This is a genomic window from Pseudomonas sp. UBA6562 (assembly GCF_002434265.1).
Classification (GTDB): domain Bacteria; phylum Pseudomonadota; class Gammaproteobacteria; order Pseudomonadales; family Pseudomonadaceae; genus Aquipseudomonas.
On the sequence record NZ_DJJS01000006.1, the window covers coordinates 375,621 to 392,841 of the forward strand.

16 protein-coding genes are annotated in these 17,221 nt (G+C 66.9%); 7 read left to right on the forward strand and 9 right to left on the reverse strand.

Annotated features, from left to right (window positions below):
- The first annotated feature begins 23 nt into the window (after window positions 1-23).
- The 7 genes from pqqF (at window position 24) to B4M43_RS09220 (ending at window position 7,740) form a co-directional block, all read left to right on the forward strand.
- Window positions 24-2,468 (forward strand): pyrroloquinoline quinone biosynthesis protein PqqF, encoded by a 2,445-nt coding sequence (gene pqqF, locus B4M43_RS09190; RefSeq protein WP_296266297.1) that lies wholly within the window; start codon window positions 24-26, stop codon window positions 2,466-2,468.
- 146 nt (window positions 2,469-2,614) lie between these two features.
- The gene (pqqA, locus tag B4M43_RS09195; RefSeq protein ID WP_003243383.1) at window positions 2,615-2,686 is read left to right on the forward strand and encodes a pyrroloquinoline quinone precursor peptide PqqA; all 72 of its coding nucleotides are present in this window, start codon (window positions 2,615-2,617) and stop codon (window positions 2,684-2,686) included.
- A gap of 62 nt (window positions 2,687-2,748) precedes the next feature.
- Entirely contained in the window at window positions 2,749-3,660 is a 912-nt protein-coding gene (gene pqqB / locus B4M43_RS09200; RefSeq protein WP_296266299.1) for a pyrroloquinoline quinone biosynthesis protein PqqB, read from the forward strand.
- A 20-nt stretch (window positions 3,661-3,680) separates the two neighbouring features.
- Window positions 3,681-4,436 carry a pyrroloquinoline-quinone synthase PqqC gene (pqqC, locus tag B4M43_RS09205; protein ID WP_296266300.1) on the forward strand — a complete coding sequence of 252 codons (756 nt, stop codon included), beginning with the start codon at window positions 3,681-3,683 and terminating at the stop codon, window positions 4,434-4,436.
- A complete protein-coding gene (pqqD, locus tag B4M43_RS09210; RefSeq protein ID WP_296266302.1) occupies window positions 4,433-4,708 on the forward strand; it encodes a pyrroloquinoline quinone biosynthesis peptide chaperone PqqD in 276 nt (91 codons plus the stop codon). Before pqqC ends, pqqD begins: the two co-directional genes overlap by 4 nt.
- Window positions 4,680-5,840, forward strand: coding sequence for a pyrroloquinoline quinone biosynthesis protein PqqE (gene pqqE, locus B4M43_RS09215; protein ID WP_296266304.1), 1,161 nt, complete (start codon window positions 4,680-4,682; stop codon window positions 5,838-5,840). The genes pqqD and pqqE overlap by 29 nt, the downstream gene beginning before the upstream one ends.
- A complete protein-coding gene (locus B4M43_RS09220) occupies window positions 5,833-7,740 on the forward strand; it encodes a S9 family peptidase (protein ID WP_296266307.1) in 1,908 nt (635 codons plus the stop codon). The genes pqqE and B4M43_RS09220 overlap by 8 nt, the downstream gene beginning before the upstream one ends.
- A 39-nt stretch (window positions 7,741-7,779) precedes the next feature.
- Here B4M43_RS09220 and B4M43_RS09225 read toward each other — a convergent pair whose 3' ends face one another.
- The 9 genes from B4M43_RS09225 to bioB form a co-directional block, all read right to left on the reverse strand.
- A complete protein-coding gene (locus B4M43_RS09225) occupies window positions 7,780-7,938 on the reverse strand; it encodes a YqaE/Pmp3 family membrane protein (protein WP_296266310.1) in 159 nt (52 codons plus the stop codon).
- A 339-nt stretch (window positions 7,939-8,277) separates the two neighbouring features.
- Window positions 8,278-10,056, reverse strand: a complete 1,779-nt coding sequence (locus B4M43_RS09230) for an acyl-CoA dehydrogenase C-terminal domain-containing protein (protein ID WP_296266313.1) — start codon at window positions 10,054-10,056, stop codon at window positions 8,278-8,280.
- Between the two features lie 190 nt (window positions 10,057-10,246).
- The gene (locus B4M43_RS09235; protein WP_296266314.1) at window positions 10,247-12,052 is read right to left on the reverse strand and encodes a phenylacyl-CoA dehydrogenase; all 1,806 of its coding nucleotides are present in this window, start codon (window positions 12,050-12,052) and stop codon (window positions 10,247-10,249) included.
- 232 nt (window positions 12,053-12,284) lie between these two features.
- On the reverse strand, window positions 12,285-12,581 hold the full coding sequence (locus tag B4M43_RS09240) for a pyrroloquinoline quinone biosynthesis protein PqqE (protein ID WP_296266316.1): 297 nt from the start codon (window positions 12,579-12,581) through the stop codon (window positions 12,285-12,287).
- Window positions 12,582-12,705: 124 nt separating this feature from the next.
- The gene (bioD, locus tag B4M43_RS09245; RefSeq protein WP_296266319.1) at window positions 12,706-13,386 is read right to left on the reverse strand and encodes a dethiobiotin synthase; all 681 of its coding nucleotides are present in this window, start codon (window positions 13,384-13,386) and stop codon (window positions 12,706-12,708) included.
- A gap of 10 nt (window positions 13,387-13,396) precedes the next feature.
- On the reverse strand, window positions 13,397-14,212 hold the full coding sequence (gene bioC, locus B4M43_RS09250) for a malonyl-ACP O-methyltransferase BioC (protein WP_296266321.1): 816 nt from the start codon (window positions 14,210-14,212) through the stop codon (window positions 13,397-13,399).
- On the reverse strand, window positions 14,205-14,936 hold the full coding sequence (locus B4M43_RS09255) for an alpha/beta fold hydrolase (protein ID WP_296266323.1): 732 nt from the start codon (window positions 14,934-14,936) through the stop codon (window positions 14,205-14,207). Before B4M43_RS09255 ends, bioC begins: the two co-directional genes overlap by 8 nt.
- Complete coding sequence (gene bioF / locus B4M43_RS09260; protein WP_296266325.1) at window positions 14,929-16,101, reverse strand: 8-amino-7-oxononanoate synthase; 1,173 nt, start codon at window positions 16,099-16,101, stop codon at window positions 14,929-14,931. The genes B4M43_RS09255 and bioF overlap by 8 nt, the downstream gene beginning before the upstream one ends.
- A gap of 2 nt (window positions 16,102-16,103) precedes the next feature.
- Window positions 16,104-17,162, reverse strand: a complete 1,059-nt coding sequence (gene bioB, locus B4M43_RS09265) for a biotin synthase BioB (RefSeq protein ID WP_296266327.1) — start codon at window positions 17,160-17,162, stop codon at window positions 16,104-16,106.
- Window positions 17,163-17,221 lie beyond the last annotated feature (59 nt).

A 17,221-nucleotide genomic window follows, 5' to 3' on the forward strand; every position in this document is an offset into this window, starting at 1 on the left:
GTGGCTCTCGCCCAGGAGGCCGCATGCCCGACACCACCCGCCACCTGCACCTGCCCAACGGCCTGCGCGTGACCCTGCGCCATGCGCCGCATCTCACCCGTGCCGCGGCGGCGCTACGGGTGCGCGCCGGCAGCCACGACGCACCGGGGCGTTGGCCAGGTCTGGCGCACCTGCTCGAACACCTGCTGTTTCTCGGCACCGCGCGCTTTCCATTACCCGACGGTCTGATGCGCTTCGTCCAGGGTGTGGGTGGACAGGTCAACGCCACCACGCGCGAGCGCACCACCGATTTCTTTTTCGAAGTGCCCTGTCCGGCCTTTGCCGGGGCATTGGAGCGCTTGTGCCAGATGCTCGCCGAGCCCGAGCTGGGCGTGGCGCGGCAACAGGCCGAGCGCGAGGTGATCCATGCCGAATTCATCGCCTGGTCGCGCGATGCGCAGGCGCAGCGCCAGTTCGCCTTGTTACAAGCACTGTCGCCGCGCCATCCGCTGCGCGGTTTCCACGCCGGCAACCGCTATACCCTGAACGTTCGGGCGCCGGCCTTCCAGCAGGCCTTGCGGCAGTTCCACCAGCGCTTCTATCGCGGCGCACAGATGACCTTGAGCCTGTGCGGCCCGCAGCCGCTGGACGCATTGCAAGCGTTGGCCGAGCGGTTCGGCAGCCTGTTCGCGCCAGGCCCGGCCTACGATCAGGCCGCACCACCGGCGTTGCTCGACCGGCCTTTGCCGACACCGACGCCCCTCGCCCAGGGCCTGCTGTTGGCCCACGAAGGGCTTGGCCCAGGCGCCGAGCAGGCCGTGGCGCTATTGTGCAGCCACCTGAACGAGCCGCACCTCGGCGGCTGGCTGGCCACCTTGCAACAGCGGCGCTGGCTGCGCGGCTGCCAGGTTCAACCGCTGTACGCCTTTGCCGGACAGGCGCTCTGGCATGTGCAAATCGATGCGTATCCGGACGCAACCGCCAACCAAGTGCAAGGCGCGTTGCGCGACTGGCTGGCCTGGTTGCGCGAAGTCGAGCCCGCCCAGCTCGACGCGCAGTTCGGCGCGCTGCAGGCGCGCAAAGGCCTGACCGCCGGCGCTCTGCAATGGGCCCGCAGCGACAGCGGCGGCCTGCCGTTCGCCGGTCTGGATGCCGACGGCTTCACGGCGCTGGCGCGCCTGCTCCATGCCCTGCCCGGCCATTATCAGGAGCACTGGCAACTGCCGCCCCCCGAACCCTTGCTGCTCGACACTTTGCCCGAGGCGACCGGGGTCGCGGCAGTCGCCTTCCCGTTGGACGATAGGTGGGTGGCCGGCTCTGCGGTGACGGGCCCCGCAGGGGCAGGCACCCCGGTAGCTAGCATCCAAGCGACTAGCACGCCGCCGGCGGGTACAGCTTCGAACGCAGCACTGCACATCGACCCCACCCTCCCCGCCCAGCCCCATTTCGCCAGCCTGCGTCTGCGCTGGCGCTTGCCCGAACCGGCGCCCGCCCTGAAAGGCGTTCTGCAACGGGCACTGGCGCCCTTGCAAGCCCGCGCCGAGCGTGCCGCAGTCGCTCTGCGCTTCGACGGTGTAGGCCCTTGCCTGGACCTGGCGTGCAGCGGCCCGCCCGCTGCCGTGGTCCGCACCACGGCCTTGGCATTGTCAGCCTTGCGCCAGCCCGCCGCCGACGCTTGGCAGACAACTCCCGAAGACACGCTGCCGCCGATGCCGATCCGCGCCCTGCTCGCGCAGTTGCCCCAAGCAGTCGGCGGAGTATCACTACCGCCGAACGACGACGCACCGCCCAGCGTGACCGCGCTCGAAACGCTATGGAGCGCCGCGCGCTGGCAAGGCCAGGCCACCGGCTTCGATCGCGACGGGCTGCGCGCGCTCAACCATGCGCTGCATGCCGTGCCTGGCCAGCCGACGGTCCAAACCTGGCCCCCGCCCAGCCAACACCGCCGCTGGTCGCCATCGCTCGCGGCCAGCGGCGAACCCGCACTGTTGCTGTTCTGCCCGGTCGACCCCGTGCAGCAACCCGCCGCGCGCCTGCTCGGCCATCTGCTGCAAGGGTCGGTGTACCAGCGCCTGCGCGTCGAATTGCAGCTGGGCTATGCGGTGTTCAGTGCCTTTCGTCAGGTCGAGGGCGTGGCCGGGCTGTTGTTCGGCGTGCAGTCGCCCCAGACTGAGGTCCGGCACATTCTTGCGCACCTGCAAGCAGTGCTGAAGGCTGGCGTGACGCTGACCCCGGCGGCTCGCCAAGACCTCGTGGCGCAATTCGAACCCAACCACATGCCACCCGAAGACCTCGCCCACCACGCCTGGCAGGCTTACTTGTCAGGCGAAGCCAGCGATCTTGGGCGGCTACGGGCAGCCATCGGCGACCTGGAGCAGGCCGACCTCGACGCCCTGCTGGCCGCCCTGCTCGATCCCGCCGCCCCCTGGCTGTGCCTGGCGAACCGCCCAGCCCCCGACCCTAGCTGGCTGCGACCGATTGTTACCTAGGCTGCAAGAGGCCTTATCCAATAATTAACCGTTTGGAACAGACATTTCTTGTAGGATATCTGCCTCAAGGTTGTGGGAACCTCGCGCTCCAATAGCCACCCAATGACTGGCGACACCTCGCCGCCCCCTTTCCAAGGAGTACGCCCATGTGGACCAAACCTGCCTACACTGACCTGCGCATCGGTTTCGAAGTGACCATGTACTTCGCCAACCGCTGAGCCGTCATGCGGTTCGACGCCTCGGCCTGCCGGGGCGTTTTCGTTTTTGCCTAGGAGTAGTCATGTACATCCAGATCCTCGGCTCCGCCGCTGGCGGCGGCTTTCCGCAATGGAACTGCAACTGCGTCAACTGCAAGGGCTACCGCGACGGCACGCTCAAGGCCACGGCGCGCAGCCAATCGTCCATAGCCCTGTCCGACGACGGCGAGCACTGGATCCTGTGCAACGCTTCCCCCGACATCCGCGCCCAGTTGCAGGCCTTCGCGCCCATGCAGCCGGCCCGTGCCCTGCGCGACAGCGGCATCGACGCGATCGTCCTGCTCGACAGCCAGATCGACCACACCACCGGCCTGCTCAGCCTGCGCGAAGGCTGCCCGCACGCGGTGTGGTGCACCGACATGGTCCACCAGGACCTGACCACCGGTTTTCCGCTGTTCACCATGTTGAGCCACTGGAACGGCGGCCTGGACTGGAACCGCATCGAACTCGACCGCCGTTTCGTCATCCCCGCCTGCCCGAACCTGCGCTTCACGCCCTTCCCCCTGCGCAGCGCCGCGCCGCCCTATTCGCCACACCGCTTCGACCCGCACCCCGGCGACAACCTGGGCCTGCTGGTGGAGGATCTGCGCACCGGCGGCAAGCTGTTCTACGCGCCGGGCCTGGGCCAGGTCGACGACGCGCTGCTGGAGATGATGCACGGCGCCGACTGCCTGCTGGTCGACGGCACCCTGTGGGAAGACGACGAGATGCAGCGCCGCGGCGTCGGCACCCGCACCGGCCGCGAGATGGGCCATCTGGCGCAGAACGGCCCGGGCGGCATGCTCGACGTGCTGGACGGTTTCCAGCGCCAACGCAAGGTGCTCATCCACATCAACAACACCAACCCGATCCTCGACGAAGACTCCCCCGAACGTGCCGAAGTGCTGCGCCGCGGCGTGGAAGTGGCCTTCGACGGCATGAGCATCGCGTTGTGACAGCCATTGCCGGAGCTTCGATGAGCGAGCGTACGCCGCTGTCCCCTGCCGAGTTCGAGCAGGCCTTGCGCGCCAAAGGCGCCTACTACCACATCCACCACCCCTACCACGTGGCGATGTACGAAGGCCGCGCCAGCCGCGAGCAGATCCAGGGTTGGGTGGCCAACCGCTTCTACTATCAGGTCAACATCCCGATGAAGGATGCGGCGATCCTGGCCAACTGCCCGGACCGCGAGGTCCGCCGCGAATGGATCCAGCGCCTGCTCGACCACGACGGTGCCCCCGGTGAAGACGGCGGCATCGAAGCCTGGTTGCGCCTGGGCCAGGCCGTGGGCCTGGACCCCGACCAGTTGCGCTCCCAGGAGCTGGTGTTGCCCGGCGTGCGCTTCGCGGTCGACGCCTACGTCAACTTCGCCCGCCGCGCCAGTTGGCAGGAAGCGGCCAGCAGTTCGCTGACCGAGCTGTTCGCCCCGCAGATCCATCAATCGCGCCTGGACAGCTGGCCGCAGCACTATCCCTGGATCGACCCGGCCGGCTACGCCTATTTCCGCACCCGCCTGGGCCAGGCCCGGCGCGACGTCGAGCACGGCCTGGCGATCACCTTGCAGCACTACACCACCTGGGACGGCCAGCAGCGCATGCTGGAGATCCTGCAGTTCAAGCTGGACATCCTCTGGAGCATGCTCGATGCCATGAGCATGGCCTATGAGCTGCACCGTCCGCCTTACCACTCCGTGACCCGGGATCGGGTCTGGCATAAAGGAATTTCACTATGAGCCTGGACCGCACCCTGATCCCCACCTGGCGCCCCGGATACCGTTTCCAGTACGAGCCGGCGCAGAAGGGTCACGTGCTGCTCTACCCCGAGGGCATGATCAAGCTCAACGAGAGCGCTGCGCTGATCGGCGGGCTGATCGACGGCCAGCGCGACGTCGCCAGCATCATCGCCCAGCTCCAGCAGCAGTTCGCCGATGTCCCGGAAGTGGCCGAGGACATCGAACAGTTCATGGAGGTGGCCCGTGCCGAACACTGGATCGTCCTCGCCTGACGCGGCCGGCAAGGCCGAGGTCGGTCTGCCCCTGTGGCTGCTCGCCGAGCTGACCTACCGCTGCCCGTTGCAGTGCCCCTACTGCTCCAACCCGCTGGACTTCGCCCGCCAGGGCGAGGAGCTGAGTACCGCGCAGTGGTTCAAGGTCATGGCCGAGGCGCGGGAGATGGGCGCCGCACAGATCGGCTTTTCCGGTGGCGAGCCGCTGGTGCGCCAGGACCTGGCCGAGCTGATCCGCGAAGCGCGCCGGTTGGGCTTCTACACCAACCTGATCACCTCGGGCATCGGCCTTACCGAGAGCAAGATCGCCGCGTTCAAGGACGCTGGCCTCGACCATATCCAGATCAGCTTTCAAGCCAGCGACGAGCAGGTGAACAATTTGCTGGCCGGTTCGCGCAAGGCCTTCGCGCAAAAGCTGGAGATGGCCCGCGCGGTCAAGGCCCACGGTTACCCGATGGTGCTCAACTTCGTCACGCACAAGCACAACATCGACCGCATCGACCGCATCATCGAGCTGTGCCTGGCGCTGGAAGCCGACTTCGTCGAGCTCGCCACCTGCCAGTTCTACGGCTGGGCCGAGCTCAACCGCCTGGGGCTGCTGCCGACCCGCGAACAGTTGCAGCGCGCCGAGCGCATCACCAACGAGTACCGCGCGCGGCTCAAGGCCCAGGGCCATCCGTGCAAGCTGATCTTCGTCACCCCCGACTATTATGAAGAACGTCCCAAAGCGTGCATGAACGGCTGGGGCAGCGTGTTCCTGACCGTCACCCCCGACGGCACGGCCCTGCCCTGCCACGGCGCGCGGCAGTTGCCGGTGCAGTTCCCCAACGTACGCGACCATGACTTGCAGCACATCTGGTACGACTCGTTCGGCTTCAACCGCTTTCGCGGCTTCGACTGGATGCCCGAGCCGTGCCGCAGTTGCGACGAGAAGGAAAAGGACTTCGGCGGCTGCCGCTGTCAGGCCTTCATGCTCACCGGCGACGCCAGCAAGGCCGACCCGGTCTGCGCCAAGTCGCCGGACCACGGCATCATCCTCAAGGCCCGCGAAGAATCGGAGCACAGTGCATTGACCATCGAACAGCTGACCTTCCGTAACGAACGCAACTCGCAGGTGATCGCCCGTGGCTGAGTTCAGCGCCGCCGATGCGGTGGCTGCCGGCACCGACTTCGCCGACCTCAAGTGCGGGCCGGCAGGCTTGGTGTGGAACGAGTTCCGGCCGGCCGACGGCGCCTGCCGGCTGTGGCACTGGCAGCGGCATCAGGCGCACTGCCTGACGCCGGACGGCTTCAGCGTGCGCAGCCGGGTCTATGAGTACGGCGGCGGCAGCTTTTGCTTGAGCGACGACGGTGTGGTGTTCGTCAACGAAAGCGACCAACAGGTGTATACCCAGCGCCTGGACGGCAGCGCGCCGCAGCCGTTGAGCCACGAGCCGGAGCGCCGCTACGGCGACCTGCACTGGCACGACGGCACGGTGCTGGCCGTGGAGGAAAGCGCGGGCTCGCCGGTGCGCCACCGTCTGGTGCGCTTCGCCGACGGGCAGCGCCAGGTGCTGGTCGAAGGCGCCGACTTCTACGCGGCGCCGACCTTGAGCGAAGACGGCCAGCGCCTGGCCTGGATCGAATGGGACCGCCCCGAACAGCCCTGGACGCGCACGCGCCTGTTGAGCCGCTCACGCAGTGCCGATGGCACGTGGGCGCCAGCAGTCTGCGTGGCAGGGGGCGGACCACAGCCGGGCTGCCCCGCCGCTGGTCAGGACGGTTTGTCGCTCGACGCGAATCCGGCGTACAGCGACGGGCTGACGCCCAGTCCCGTTTCGCCCGATCTGGGCGCCGAACAATCCTTGCAACAACCGCGCTTCGACGGTGCGGGCCGGTTGTGGGCGCTCAGCGACCTGAACGGCTTCTGGCAACCCTGGGGCGAGATCGACGGCCAGTGGCAAGCGGTGCAGGCCCTGCCCGCCGACCACGCAGGCGCGCCGTGGCAGTTGGGCGCCTGCACTTGGCTGCCGCTGGAGGGAGAAGGTTTTCTCGCCGCCTGGTTCGACAAGGGTTTCGGCCGGCTGGGCATCCAACGCGCAGGTCACGCACCGCAGCGGCTGGCCGAAGGCTACAGCCGCTTCCGCTGCCTGGCCGCCGACGCCGAAGCGGTCTACGCCGTGGCCGCCTCGCCCAGCCAATTGCCTGCCGTGCTGCGCATCGCCCGCGTCGACGGCGCCGTACAGGTACTGGCCGGTGGCGCCAGCAGCCTGGCGGCCGCGCGCATCAGTCCGCCGCAGCCGATCAGCTACCCCAGCGGCGAGGCGACCGCCCATGGCTTTTTCTATCCGGCGTTGAACGGCGAAGGCCCCTCGCCCTTGCTGGTGTTCGTCCACGGCGGACCGACCTCGGCCTGCCACCCGGCGCTCGACCCGCGCATCCAGTACTGGACCCAACGCGGTTTCGCCGTGGCCGACCTCAACTATCGCGGCAGCACCGGCTATGGCCGTGCCTACCGCCAGGCCCTGCACCTGCAATGGGGCGAGAGCGATGTTGAAGATGCCTGCGCCGCCGTCGCGCATCTGGCCGAACGTGGCTTGATCGACCAGAACAAGGCGTTCATCCGTGGCGGCAGCGCGGGGGGCTATACCACCCTGTGCGCGTTGGCGTTCCGCTCGGTGTTCCGCGCCGGTGCCAGCCTGTACGGCGTCAGCGATCCGCAGGCGCTGGCCAAGGCGACGCACAAGTTCGAGGGCGATTACCTGGACTGGCTGATCGGCGATCCCAAGCGGGATGTCGAGCGCTACCGGCAGCGCACGCCGCTGCTGCACGCGGCCGACATCGAAGTGCCGGTGATCTTCTTCCAAGGGGAGCTGGACGCAGTGGTGGTGCCGGAGCAGACCCGCGCCATGCTGGCAGCGCTTAAGGCCAATGGCATCGAAGCCGAAGGGCATTTCTATGCTGGGGAACGGCACGGCTTCCGCCAGGCCCGGCACCTGGCCCATGCGCTGGAAGCGGAATGGGCGTTCTACTGCCGGGTCCTGGCGCAATAAGGACGCCCGCCGCCCTGGATCAGGGCCGGGCGCTCGGCCTCAACGCTTGGCGATGATGTACACCGCGTGGATGATGCCTGGAATGTAACCGAGCAAGGTCAACAGGATGTTCAGCCAGAACGCGCCGCCGAAGCCCACTTGCAGGAACACGCCCAGCGGGGGCAGGAGGATGGCGAAGATGATGCGGATCAGGTCCATGCGAAATGCTCCGTGAAGGGGGTTTCAACACAGACTCGCGGCGCTTGGCAGAGGTTCCGCCCTGTGCCCAAAGACAAATCGCGCGCACAGAGAAAACCCCGCCTAGGCGGGGCTTTCAGACTGTTTCCCTGACATCCATTTCGACTCGCGATCCTGGCGAGCAATCCTTCGTAGTCCTTGTTCTGTCCTTTGCGCTTCCTGCGCTACGTCCATGTGATAAAGATTACGCCTGGAACGAATCTGAACATAGTGGCGAAAAGTCACCGCGTTATGTAGGAAAAGGCTTACAAACAACAGCCTTTCGCATCTGACGCTACGCTGGCGTAGCGTCCTTCCTGCTCAGAACTGCTCGGCCTCGAGCAGATACAGCGACTCGCTGCCGGCCTTGACCGACGCCACCAACGAATCCATCCGCGGCAGCAAACGGGCGAAATAGAAGCGCGCCGTGCCCAGTTTGGCGGCATAGAACGCCTCGTCGCCCGTGCCTTGCTGCGCGGCGCCGGCCATACGTGCCCACATATAGGCATAGGCTACGTAGCCGAAGGCGTGCAGGTACTCCACCGACGCGGCACCGATTTCGTTAGGGTCGTTCTTGGCCCGTTGCAGCACCCAGGCGGTCAAGTCGTCCAAGCGCTGCAGCGCAGTGGCCAGCGGTTGGGTGAACTCGCCCAGTTCGGCGCCGTGGGTTTCGACGAAGGCTTTCACCTCCTCGGAAAACACCCGGTACAGCGCCCCACCGCTGCCGACCACCTTGCGCCCCATCAAGTCCAGCGCCTGGATACCGTTGGTGCCTTCGTAGATCTGCGTGATGCGCACGTCGCGCACCAGCTGCTCCTGACCCCATTCGCGGATGTAGCCATGGCCGCCGAACACCTGCTGGCCATGCACCGTACACTCCAGGCCCAGGTCGGTGAGGAAGGCCTTGGCCACCGGCGTGAGCAAGGCCACCAGCGCTTCGCTGCGTTTGACCTGTTCGGGGTCGGCGCTGTATTTGGCGCTGTCGAGCTGCATGGCCACGTAGGTGGAGAACGCCCGACCGCCTTCGATCAGGGCCTTCATGGTCAGCAGCATGCGCCGCACGTCGGGGTGCACGATGATCGGGTCGGCCAGTTTGTCCTTGGCTTGCGCACCGCTCGGCGAACGGCTTTGCAGGCGTTCGCGGGCGTAGTCGACGGCGTTCTGGTACGAGCGCTCGGCCGAGGCCAGGCCCTGGATGCCGACGCCCAGACGTTCGTAGTTCATCATGGTGAACATGGCTGCCAGGCCTTTGTTGGCCTCGCCCACCAGGTAACCCGTGGCGCCGTCGAAGTTCATCACGCAGGTGGCCGAAGCCTGGATGCCCATCTTGTGCTCGATCGAGCCGCAGCTCACCGCGTTGCGCGCGCCCAGGCTGCCGTCGGCATCGACCATGAACTTGGGCACCAGCAGCAGCGAAATGCCCTTGGGACCGGCCGGCGCATCGGGCAGCTTGGCCAGCACCAGGTGGATGACGTTCTCGGTAAGGTCGTGCTCGCCGCCGGTGATGAAGATCTTCGTGCCGCTGACCTTGAAGCTGCCATCGGCCTGGGGTTCGGCGCGGGTGCGAATCAACCCCAGGTCGGTGCCGGCATGGGGTTCGGTGAGGCACATCGAGCCGGCCCAGACACCGGCGTACATATTCGGCAGATAGGCCTGCTTGAGCGCTTCGCTGGCATGGGCATGGATCGACAGGCAGGCCCCGGCGGTGAGCATGGGGTACAGGCCGAACGACAGGCTGGCGGCGTTGACCATTTCCTCGACCTGGGCCGAGATGGCCTTGGGCATGCCCATGCCGCCGAAGGCCGGGTCGCCGCCGACCCCCACCCAGCCACCTTCGGCATAGGTGTTGTAGGCGTCGATGAAGCCTGCCGGCGTGCGCACGGCGCCGTTGTCCCAATGGCAGCCTTCTTCGTCGGCGGCGCGGCTCAACGGCGCGATGCTGCGCGCAGCCACCTTGCCCGCCTCTTCCAGCACGGCCATGGCCGTATCGGCATCGACCAGCTCGGCCAGGGCCGGCAGTTCGGCCCATTGCTCGGCGGCACGGAACACTTCGTTGAGGACGAACTGCATATCGCGCACGGGCGCTTTGTAGTCAGCCATGACAACCTCTCGCTGTAGGGGCGGCAGCGGCAAGGGGCCGTTGCGCGGGAATGGAATAGAGTCTAACTCAAGAAAAAAGCGACCGATCGGGACGAAAACAGACTGGCAAGACAGTTATGGTCATAGCGCATCTTCGCTCAAAAAAACGCCTGCCACATGGGCAGGCGCCTGGTTCGACTCGACCGACCGCTTAGATCGACAGGCCGAAGGCCTCTTCGTCCATCGCCATCAGGTTGCCGGCGCCGGACAGGATGGCGGCAACATGGGTGCGGGTGCGCGGCAGGATGCGCTGGTAGTAGAAGCGCGCGGTCTGCAGCTTGGCGGTGTAGAACGCCTCTTCGCTGGTGCCGGCCGCAAGCTTCTCGGCCGCCACGCGGGCCATGTCGGCCCAGAAATAGGCCAGGCACGCGTAGCCCGAGTACATGACGTAGTCCACCGACGCGGCGCCGACTTCTTCGCGGTCCTTCATGGCGGCCATGCCGATCTTCATGGTCAGCTCGCCCCACTCCTTGTTCAGCGCGGCCAGCGGCTCGACGAACTCCTTGACCGCTTCGTTGCCCTCCTGGGCCTGGCAGAACTTGTGCACGATGCGCGTGAAGCCCTTGAGCGCCTCGCCCTGGGTCATCAGCACCTTGCGCCCGAGCAGGTCGAGGGCCTGGATGCCGGTGGTGCCCTCGTAGAGCATGGAGATACGGCTGTCGCGCACGTTCTGTTCCATGCCCCACTCGGCGATGAAGCCGTGGCCGCCGTAGATCTGCACGCCATGGTTGGCGGCTTCGAAGCCCACCTCGGTCATGAAGGCCTTGGCGATCGGGGTCATGAAGGCCAGCAATGCATCGGCTTTCTTGCGCGCCTCTTCGTCCTGGCTGTACTTGAGGATGTCGACCTGCTTGGCAGTGAAGTAGACCATCGCCCGAGTGCCTTCGGCGAAGGCTTTCATGGTCAGCAGCATGCGCCGCACATCAGGGTGCACGATGATCGGGTCGGCGGCTTTTTCGGGCGCTTTGGGGCCGGTCAGGGCGCGCATCTGCAGGCGGTCGCGGGCGTATTTCAAACCGCCCTGGAACGCCACTTCGGCGTGGGCCAGGCCTTGCAGGGCGGTGCCCAGGCGTGCGGTGTTCATGAAGGTGAACATGCAGTTCAGGCCTTTGTTGGCCGGGCCGATCAGGTAGCCGGTGGCGCCGTCGAAGTTCATCACGCAGGTGGCGTTGCCGTGGATGCCCATCTTGTGCTCGAGCGAACCGCACTGCACGGCGTTGCGCTCGCCGACGCCGCCTTCGGCGTTTGGCAGGTGCTTGGGCACGATGAACAGCGAAATGCCCTTGGTGCCGGCCGGCGCGTCGGGAAGGCGCGCGAGCACGATGTGCACGATGTTCTCGGCCATGTCGTGTTCGCCAGCGGAGATGAAGATCTTGGTGCCGCTGATCTTGTAGCTGCCGTCGGCCTGAGGTTCGGCCTTGGTGCGCAGCATGCCCAGGTCGGTGCCGCAGTGGGCTTCGGTCAGGCACATGGTGCCGGTCCATTCGCCGGTGACCAGCTTGCTCAGGTAGGTGTGCTGCTGCTCGGGGGTGCCGTGGGCCGACAAGGTGTTCATCGCGCCGTGGGACAGGCCGGGGTACATGCCCCAGGACCAGTTGGCCTCACCGACCATCTCGCTGACCGCCAGCCCCAGGGACTCGGGCAGGCCCTGGCCACCGTGGGCCAGGTCGTGGGCCAGGCTCGGCCAGCCGCCTTCGACGAACTGCTGGTAGGCCTCTTTGAAGCCGGTAGGGGTTTTCACCCCGCTCTCGCTCCAGGTGCAGCCTTCGCGGTCGCCCACCTGATTCAGTGGCGCCAGTACCTGCTCACAGAACTTCGCACCTTCTTCGAGGATCGCATCGACCATGTCGGGCGTGGCGTCTTCGCAGCCTGGCAGGCTTTGATAGTGCGCTGCGTAACCCAGCAGCTCGTCGCGCACGAAGCGGATATCACGCAAGGGGGCTTTGTAATCAGGCATGGCGATCGACCTCTAGTTATGCGTTCAGTACCGAAGAAAGCCGGCGGGCTCTCGGTCAAACAAGTGTTTGAAACTTACGTTTAGAGGGAAAGCTTGTCAAGGTGGCACACCGGTGCCATTTACGCCGCCGATGATGACGAATATGCCATCTCTTGGACGCACCAAGCCGCAGGGCTCTGGCGCGTTGTGCACGCCAGAGCCCTGGGTTGGGCTAGGGGGTTTGGGAGGCGGCCTACGCCCAGGTATCGATCAGACGGCCGAGCATTTCGTCGGAAGCCTTGGCCACTTTGGCACCCAGCTCGATCTGCTGCGCCGCGAGCGCCTGCTCCACCGTTGCGGTGGGCAGGTCCATCTGTTGGCTACGGTCGACACTGCGCAGGCGCTCGGCCTGGTAGTCGCTCGACTGGCTGGTCGCAGCGCGCTCGGCGCTGAGGTTGGCCACTTGGCTGGCAGCCTGGTCGAAACGGTTCTGCCCGGCCTGGATGGCACCCAGCCCTGCGTAGAACGCGGAATTGCCAGTGATTTCCATGTCAGGACTCCATGACGCTGGATGGACGAACACGAACCATTAAAGCAGTGTGGCGGCAAAAACACCCGTACAAATCCCTAATGGCCCAGTGCCACATCATAGACAGGGTCGATCTTGTCCAGGTTCAGGCCAACAGGTGCAGGTGCAGATGGCCGGCCACCGCCTTGGCACTGGCCTGCTGCAACCTCGGCACCCGCCCCAGGCACGGCGCGCCCAGGCGGTCGGCCAGGCTGGCGAGGTTTTCTTCGAGGCGCGAGGTCTGCGGATCGATGACATTGGCGACCCAACCGGCCAGGTGCAGGCCGTCCCGGGCGATCGCTTCGGCGCTGAGCAGCGCATGGTTGATGCAGCCCAGACGCACACCCACCACCAGGATCACCGGCAGTTGCAGGGCCACGGCCAGGTCCGACAGCGAGGCCTGCGCCGACAGCGGCACCCGCCAACCGCCGGCGCCCTCGACCAGGGTGAAATCGGCGCCCTGCGCCAGCACGTGGCGCATCGCCGTGGCGAGGGTTTCGACCTCCAGCGTCATCCCGGCTTCCAGCGCTGCCAGGTGCGGCGCGATGGCCGGCTCGAAAGCGAACGGATTGACCTGCTCGTAGGGCAGCCGCAGCGTGCTCTGCTCGATCAGCGCCAGGGCATCGGCATTACGCAAGCCGGCGGCGGTGCGTTCGCAGCCGGAGGCCACCGGCTTGGCGCCCAGGGTAGTCAGGCCACCGGCCCGCGCAGCCTGCAACAGCCCGGCGGCGATGGTGGTCTTGCCGATGTCGGTATCGGTACCGGCGATGAAGTAGGCGGGATGCATGTCAGTGTCCTTACTCGTCGGGTTTGCGCAGCACGCCGTAGACTACTTGATAGGTGGCGGGCAGTCCCCGCTCGTCGCGCCAGCCTTCATAAGCTTGTAGCAGACTTTGCAGGCGGGCGCGCCCGGTCAGGCCCGCAGGTCGCCCTGGATTGAGGTTGTGTGCGCCCAGGGCTTTGAGCTCATGGGTGAGGCTGCGCAGCTCGGAGTAATGCAACACATGGGGTTGGCGTTGCAGGTCGAGCACCTGCAAACCACTGGCGGCGGTCAGCCGCTGGTAATCGGCGAAATGCCGGAAGCGGTTGACGTGCACGCTGCCGTCTACCGCCTCCCAGCTGGCGCGCAGCTCCTCCAGGGTGCCCACGCACAGGCTGCTGAACGCCAGCACGCCGCCTGGGCGCAACACCCGTGCCGCCTCGCTCAGCACACTGGAAAACTGGCTGCACCACTGCACCGCCAGGCTGCTGAACAACAGATCGACGCAAGCGTCGCGCAGCGGCAGGCGCTCGGCATCGCCGGCCACATGGTGACGGGCGCCGCCCAGGGCCTGGGCGTGGCGCAGCATGCCCTCGGCCAAATCCACGGCGATGCCGTTGGCGGCTGGGTAGCGCTCGGCCAAGGCCCGGCTGAAGCAGCCGGTGCCGCTGCCCAGGTCGAGCCAGCGGTCGACTGCAATATCGCCCGGCAAGCGCGCGAGCAGGTCGAGCCCGACCGCCCGTTGCAGCGCCGCGACGCTGTCGTAGGTGCTCGCCGCCTTGGAAAACGAAGCCGCCACCTGGCGTTTGTCCGGCAGTTGGCCGGGCAGGTGCGGCTGGGATAGGTCAGTCATCGCCACTCTCATGCAGGAAACTCTTGATGCCCTCGGCCAGCGCTTCTGGATACTCCAGCAGGAAGGCATGGGAACTGTCTTCCACCAGGCCCACCTCGACATCCGGCAGCAGCTCGCTGAGCGCCTGGGCCGCCTCGGCCGGCACCAGCGCGTCGCTGCCGGCAAACAGGTGCAGTTGCGGCCCGCTGTACGCCTGCAAGGCCAGGCGCGTGTCGAGCAGTTCCAGCACCTTCAGGCCATTGGCCAGGTACAGCGGGTCGGTGTCCGGCACGCCGACGCCCAACTGGCGCAGCAGCGTGCGCGGCTGCAGAGCGCCATCGCTGCACAGCGTGCGGAAGCGTTTGAGGGTCACCTGGGGGTGGTGCTGGCAACCGTCGAGAAAGGTGCCGAAGGTGTCGGGGGCCATGCCGTGGCGCCAGTCGCCGCGGGCGACGAAGCTGGGGTTGCTGGCCAGGGTCAGCAGCCCGCAGCAGTGCTCGTCGCGCCGCGCCGCCAATACGCTGGCGAGCATGCCGCCGAGCGACCAGCCGCCGAGCCAGACGTCTTTGGGCAGGCGTTTGTCGAGGTACTCGATCCAGGCGTCGGGCTCGCTTTCGGCCAGCTCCGGCAGTGGCACCAATTCGACGTGCAGGCGCGGGTCTTGCCCGCGCAAGCTCGCCGCCAAGGGTTCCAGGGAGGCGGTGCCCAGCCCCCAGCCCGGTAGAAGCATCAGTCGGTCACGCATGGTCAGCCTCCCGCGTTGGATGGCACTGCGCCAATACCTCCAACAATAGCTGCACCTGCGCCGCGCTGTGGGCCGCACTCAAGGTGACGCGCAACCGCGCGCCTCCGACCGGCACCGTGGGCGGGCGAATGGCGGTGACCAGCACACCGCGCGCGCGCAGGCGCCGCGACAGTTCCAGGGCCCGCGCGCTGTCGCCGACCAGGATCGGCTGGATCGGCGTATGGCTGTCCATCAGTTGCAGGCCGATGGCCTGGGCACCTTGACGGAACTGCGCGATCAACGCCGCCAGGTGCTCGCGGCGCCAGGTCTCGCGACGCAGCAGTTCCAGGCTCTTGAGCGTGGCGCAGGCCAGCGCCGGCGGCTGGCTGGTGGTGTAGATGTACGGACGGGCGAACTGCACCAGCGCTTCGATCAGTTCTTCACTCCCGGCGACGAACGCCCCGGCCGTGCCGCAGGCCTTGCCCAGGGTGCCGACCAGCACCGGCACCTGGTCCACCCCCAGGCCAAAGTGCTCCACCACGCCGCCGCCTTGCCGGCCCAGGGTGCCGAGCCCATGGGCGTCGTCGACCATCAGCCAGGCCCCGCGCGCCTTGGCCACCGCGGCCAACGCCGGCAGGTCGGCGACATCGCCGTCCATGCTGAACACGCCGTCGGTGACCACCAGCGCATCGCCCACGGCCTTGTCCAGGCGCTTGCCCAGGCTGGCGGGGTCGTTGTGCAGGTAACGGCCGAAGCGGGCGCCGCTGAGCAGCCCGCCGTCGAGCAGCGAGGCGTGGTTGAGGCGGTCTTGCAGGACGCTGTCGCCCTGCCCGACCAAGGCCGTGATGGCCGCCAGGTTGGCCATGTAGCCGGTGGAAAACAGCAGGGCCCGCGGCCGTCCGGTGAGGTCGGCCAGCGCCTCTTCGAGGGCGTGGTGCGGCGCGCTGTGGCCGATCACCAGGTGCGAGGCGCCGCCGCCCACGCCCCAGCGTTCGGCACCGGCACGCCAGGCCGCGATCACCTCGGGGTGGTTGGCCAGGCCCAGGTAGTCGTTGTTGCAGAAGGCCAACAGCGGCTGGCCGTCGACCACCACCTCAGGCCCTTGCGGGCTTTGCAGCAGCGGGCGCTGGCGATAGAGGTCCGCGGCGCGCCGTTGGGCCAGGCGCGCCGTGAGGTCGAACGCCATGCTCAGGCCGACGCTGCGTCGTAGAACAGTTCGCTGCTGCGCTGCTCGACCAGCGCTTGCTCGATGGCCGCCTGGTGCACCTCGTCGCCGTGCTCTTCGCGGGCTTCGGGCTTGATCCCCAAGCGGGCGAACAGCTGCATGTCCTTGTCGGCCTGGGGGTTGCCGGTGGTGAGCAGCTTTTCGCCGTAGAAGATCGAGTTGGCGCCAGCCATGAAGGCCAGGGCCTGCATCTGCTCGTTCATCTGCTCGCGACCGGCCGACAGGCGCACGTGGGACTTGGGCATCAGCAGGCGGGCCACGGCGAGCATGCGGATGAAGTCGAACGGGTCGACGTCCTGCTCGTCGGCCAGGGGCGTGCCGGCCACTTTCACCAGCATGTTGATCGGCACCGATTCGGGGTGCTCGGGCAGGTTGGCGAGCTGGATCAACAGGCCCGCGCGATCGTCCAGCGACTCGCCCATGCCGAGGATGCCGCCGGAGCAGATCTTCATGCCCGCGTCGCGCACGTAGGCCAGGGTTTGCAGACGCTCGCCGTAGGTGCGGGTGGTGATGATGCTGGTGTAGAACTCGGGCGAGGTGTCGAGGTTGTGGTTGTAGTAGTCCAAGCCAGCCTGGGCCAGGGCGGCGGTCTGCTCCTGGTCGAGTTTGCCGAGGGTCATGCAGGTTTCCAGGCCCAGGGCCTTGACGCCTTTGACCATCTGCAACACGTAGGGCATGTCCTTGGCCGAAGGATGCTTCCAGGCCGCGCCCATGCAGAAGCGCGTCGAGCCGATGGCCTTGGCCCGCGCCGCCTCTTCGAGCACCTTCTGCACTTCCATCAGCTTCTGCTTTTCCAGCCCGGTGTTGTAGTGGCCGGACTGCGGGCAGTACTTGCAGTCTTCCGGGCAGGCGCCGGTCTTGATCGACAGCAGCGTGGAGACCTGCACTTGGTTGGGGTCGAAATGCGCGCGATGCACGGTCTGCGCCTGGAACAACAGGTCGTTGAACGGTTGCTGGAACAGCGCCTTGACCTCGGCCAGGGACCAGTCGTGACGGGTGGTTACAGTTGTGCGCGCGCTCATCGGCGTTTCCTTGTCTAGGGTGTTGCTGGCGCCGCCACACGGCGGAACGGCGGCGCCTC

Bases quoted from the DNA above. Each gene is read 5' to 3' on its own strand.
- pqqF (WP_296266297.1), top strand. From the start codon at position 24: ATGCCCGACACCACCCGCCACCTGCACCTGCCCAACGGCCTGCGCGTG.
- pqqB (WP_296266299.1), top strand. From the start codon at position 2,749: ATGTACATCCAGATCCTCGGCTCCGCCGCTGGCGGCGGCTTTCCGCAA.
- pqqC (WP_296266300.1), top strand. From the start codon at position 3,681: ATGAGCGAGCGTACGCCGCTGTCCCCTGCCGAGTTCGAGCAGGCCTTG.
- pqqD (WP_296266302.1), top strand. From the start codon at position 4,433: ATGAGCCTGGACCGCACCCTGATCCCCACCTGGCGCCCCGGATACCGT.
- B4M43_RS09225 (WP_296266310.1), bottom strand. From the start codon at position 7,938: ATGGACCTGATCCGCATCATCTTCGCCATCCTCCTGCCCCCGCTGGGC.
- B4M43_RS09230 (WP_296266313.1), bottom strand. From the start codon at position 10,056: ATGGCTGACTACAAAGCGCCCGTGCGCGATATGCAGTTCGTCCTCAAC.
- B4M43_RS09235 (WP_296266314.1), bottom strand. From the start codon at position 12,052: ATGCCTGATTACAAAGCCCCCTTGCGTGATATCCGCTTCGTGCGCGAC.
- B4M43_RS09240 (WP_296266316.1), bottom strand. From the start codon at position 12,581: ATGGAAATCACTGGCAATTCCGCGTTCTACGCAGGGCTGGGTGCCATC.
- bioD (WP_296266319.1), bottom strand. From the start codon at position 13,386: ATGCATCCCGCCTACTTCATCGCCGGTACCGATACCGACATCGGCAAG.
- bioC (WP_296266321.1), bottom strand. From the start codon at position 14,212: ATGACTGACCTATCCCAGCCGCACCTGCCCGGCCAACTGCCGGACAAA.
- B4M43_RS09255 (WP_296266323.1), bottom strand. From the start codon at position 14,936: ATGCGTGACCGACTGATGCTTCTACCGGGCTGGGGGCTGGGCACCGCC.
- bioF (WP_296266325.1), bottom strand. From the start codon at position 16,101: ATGGCGTTCGACCTCACGGCGCGCCTGGCCCAACGGCGCGCCGCGGAC.
- bioB (WP_296266327.1), bottom strand. From the start codon at position 17,162: ATGAGCGCGCGCACAACTGTAACCACCCGTCACGACTGGTCCCTGGCC.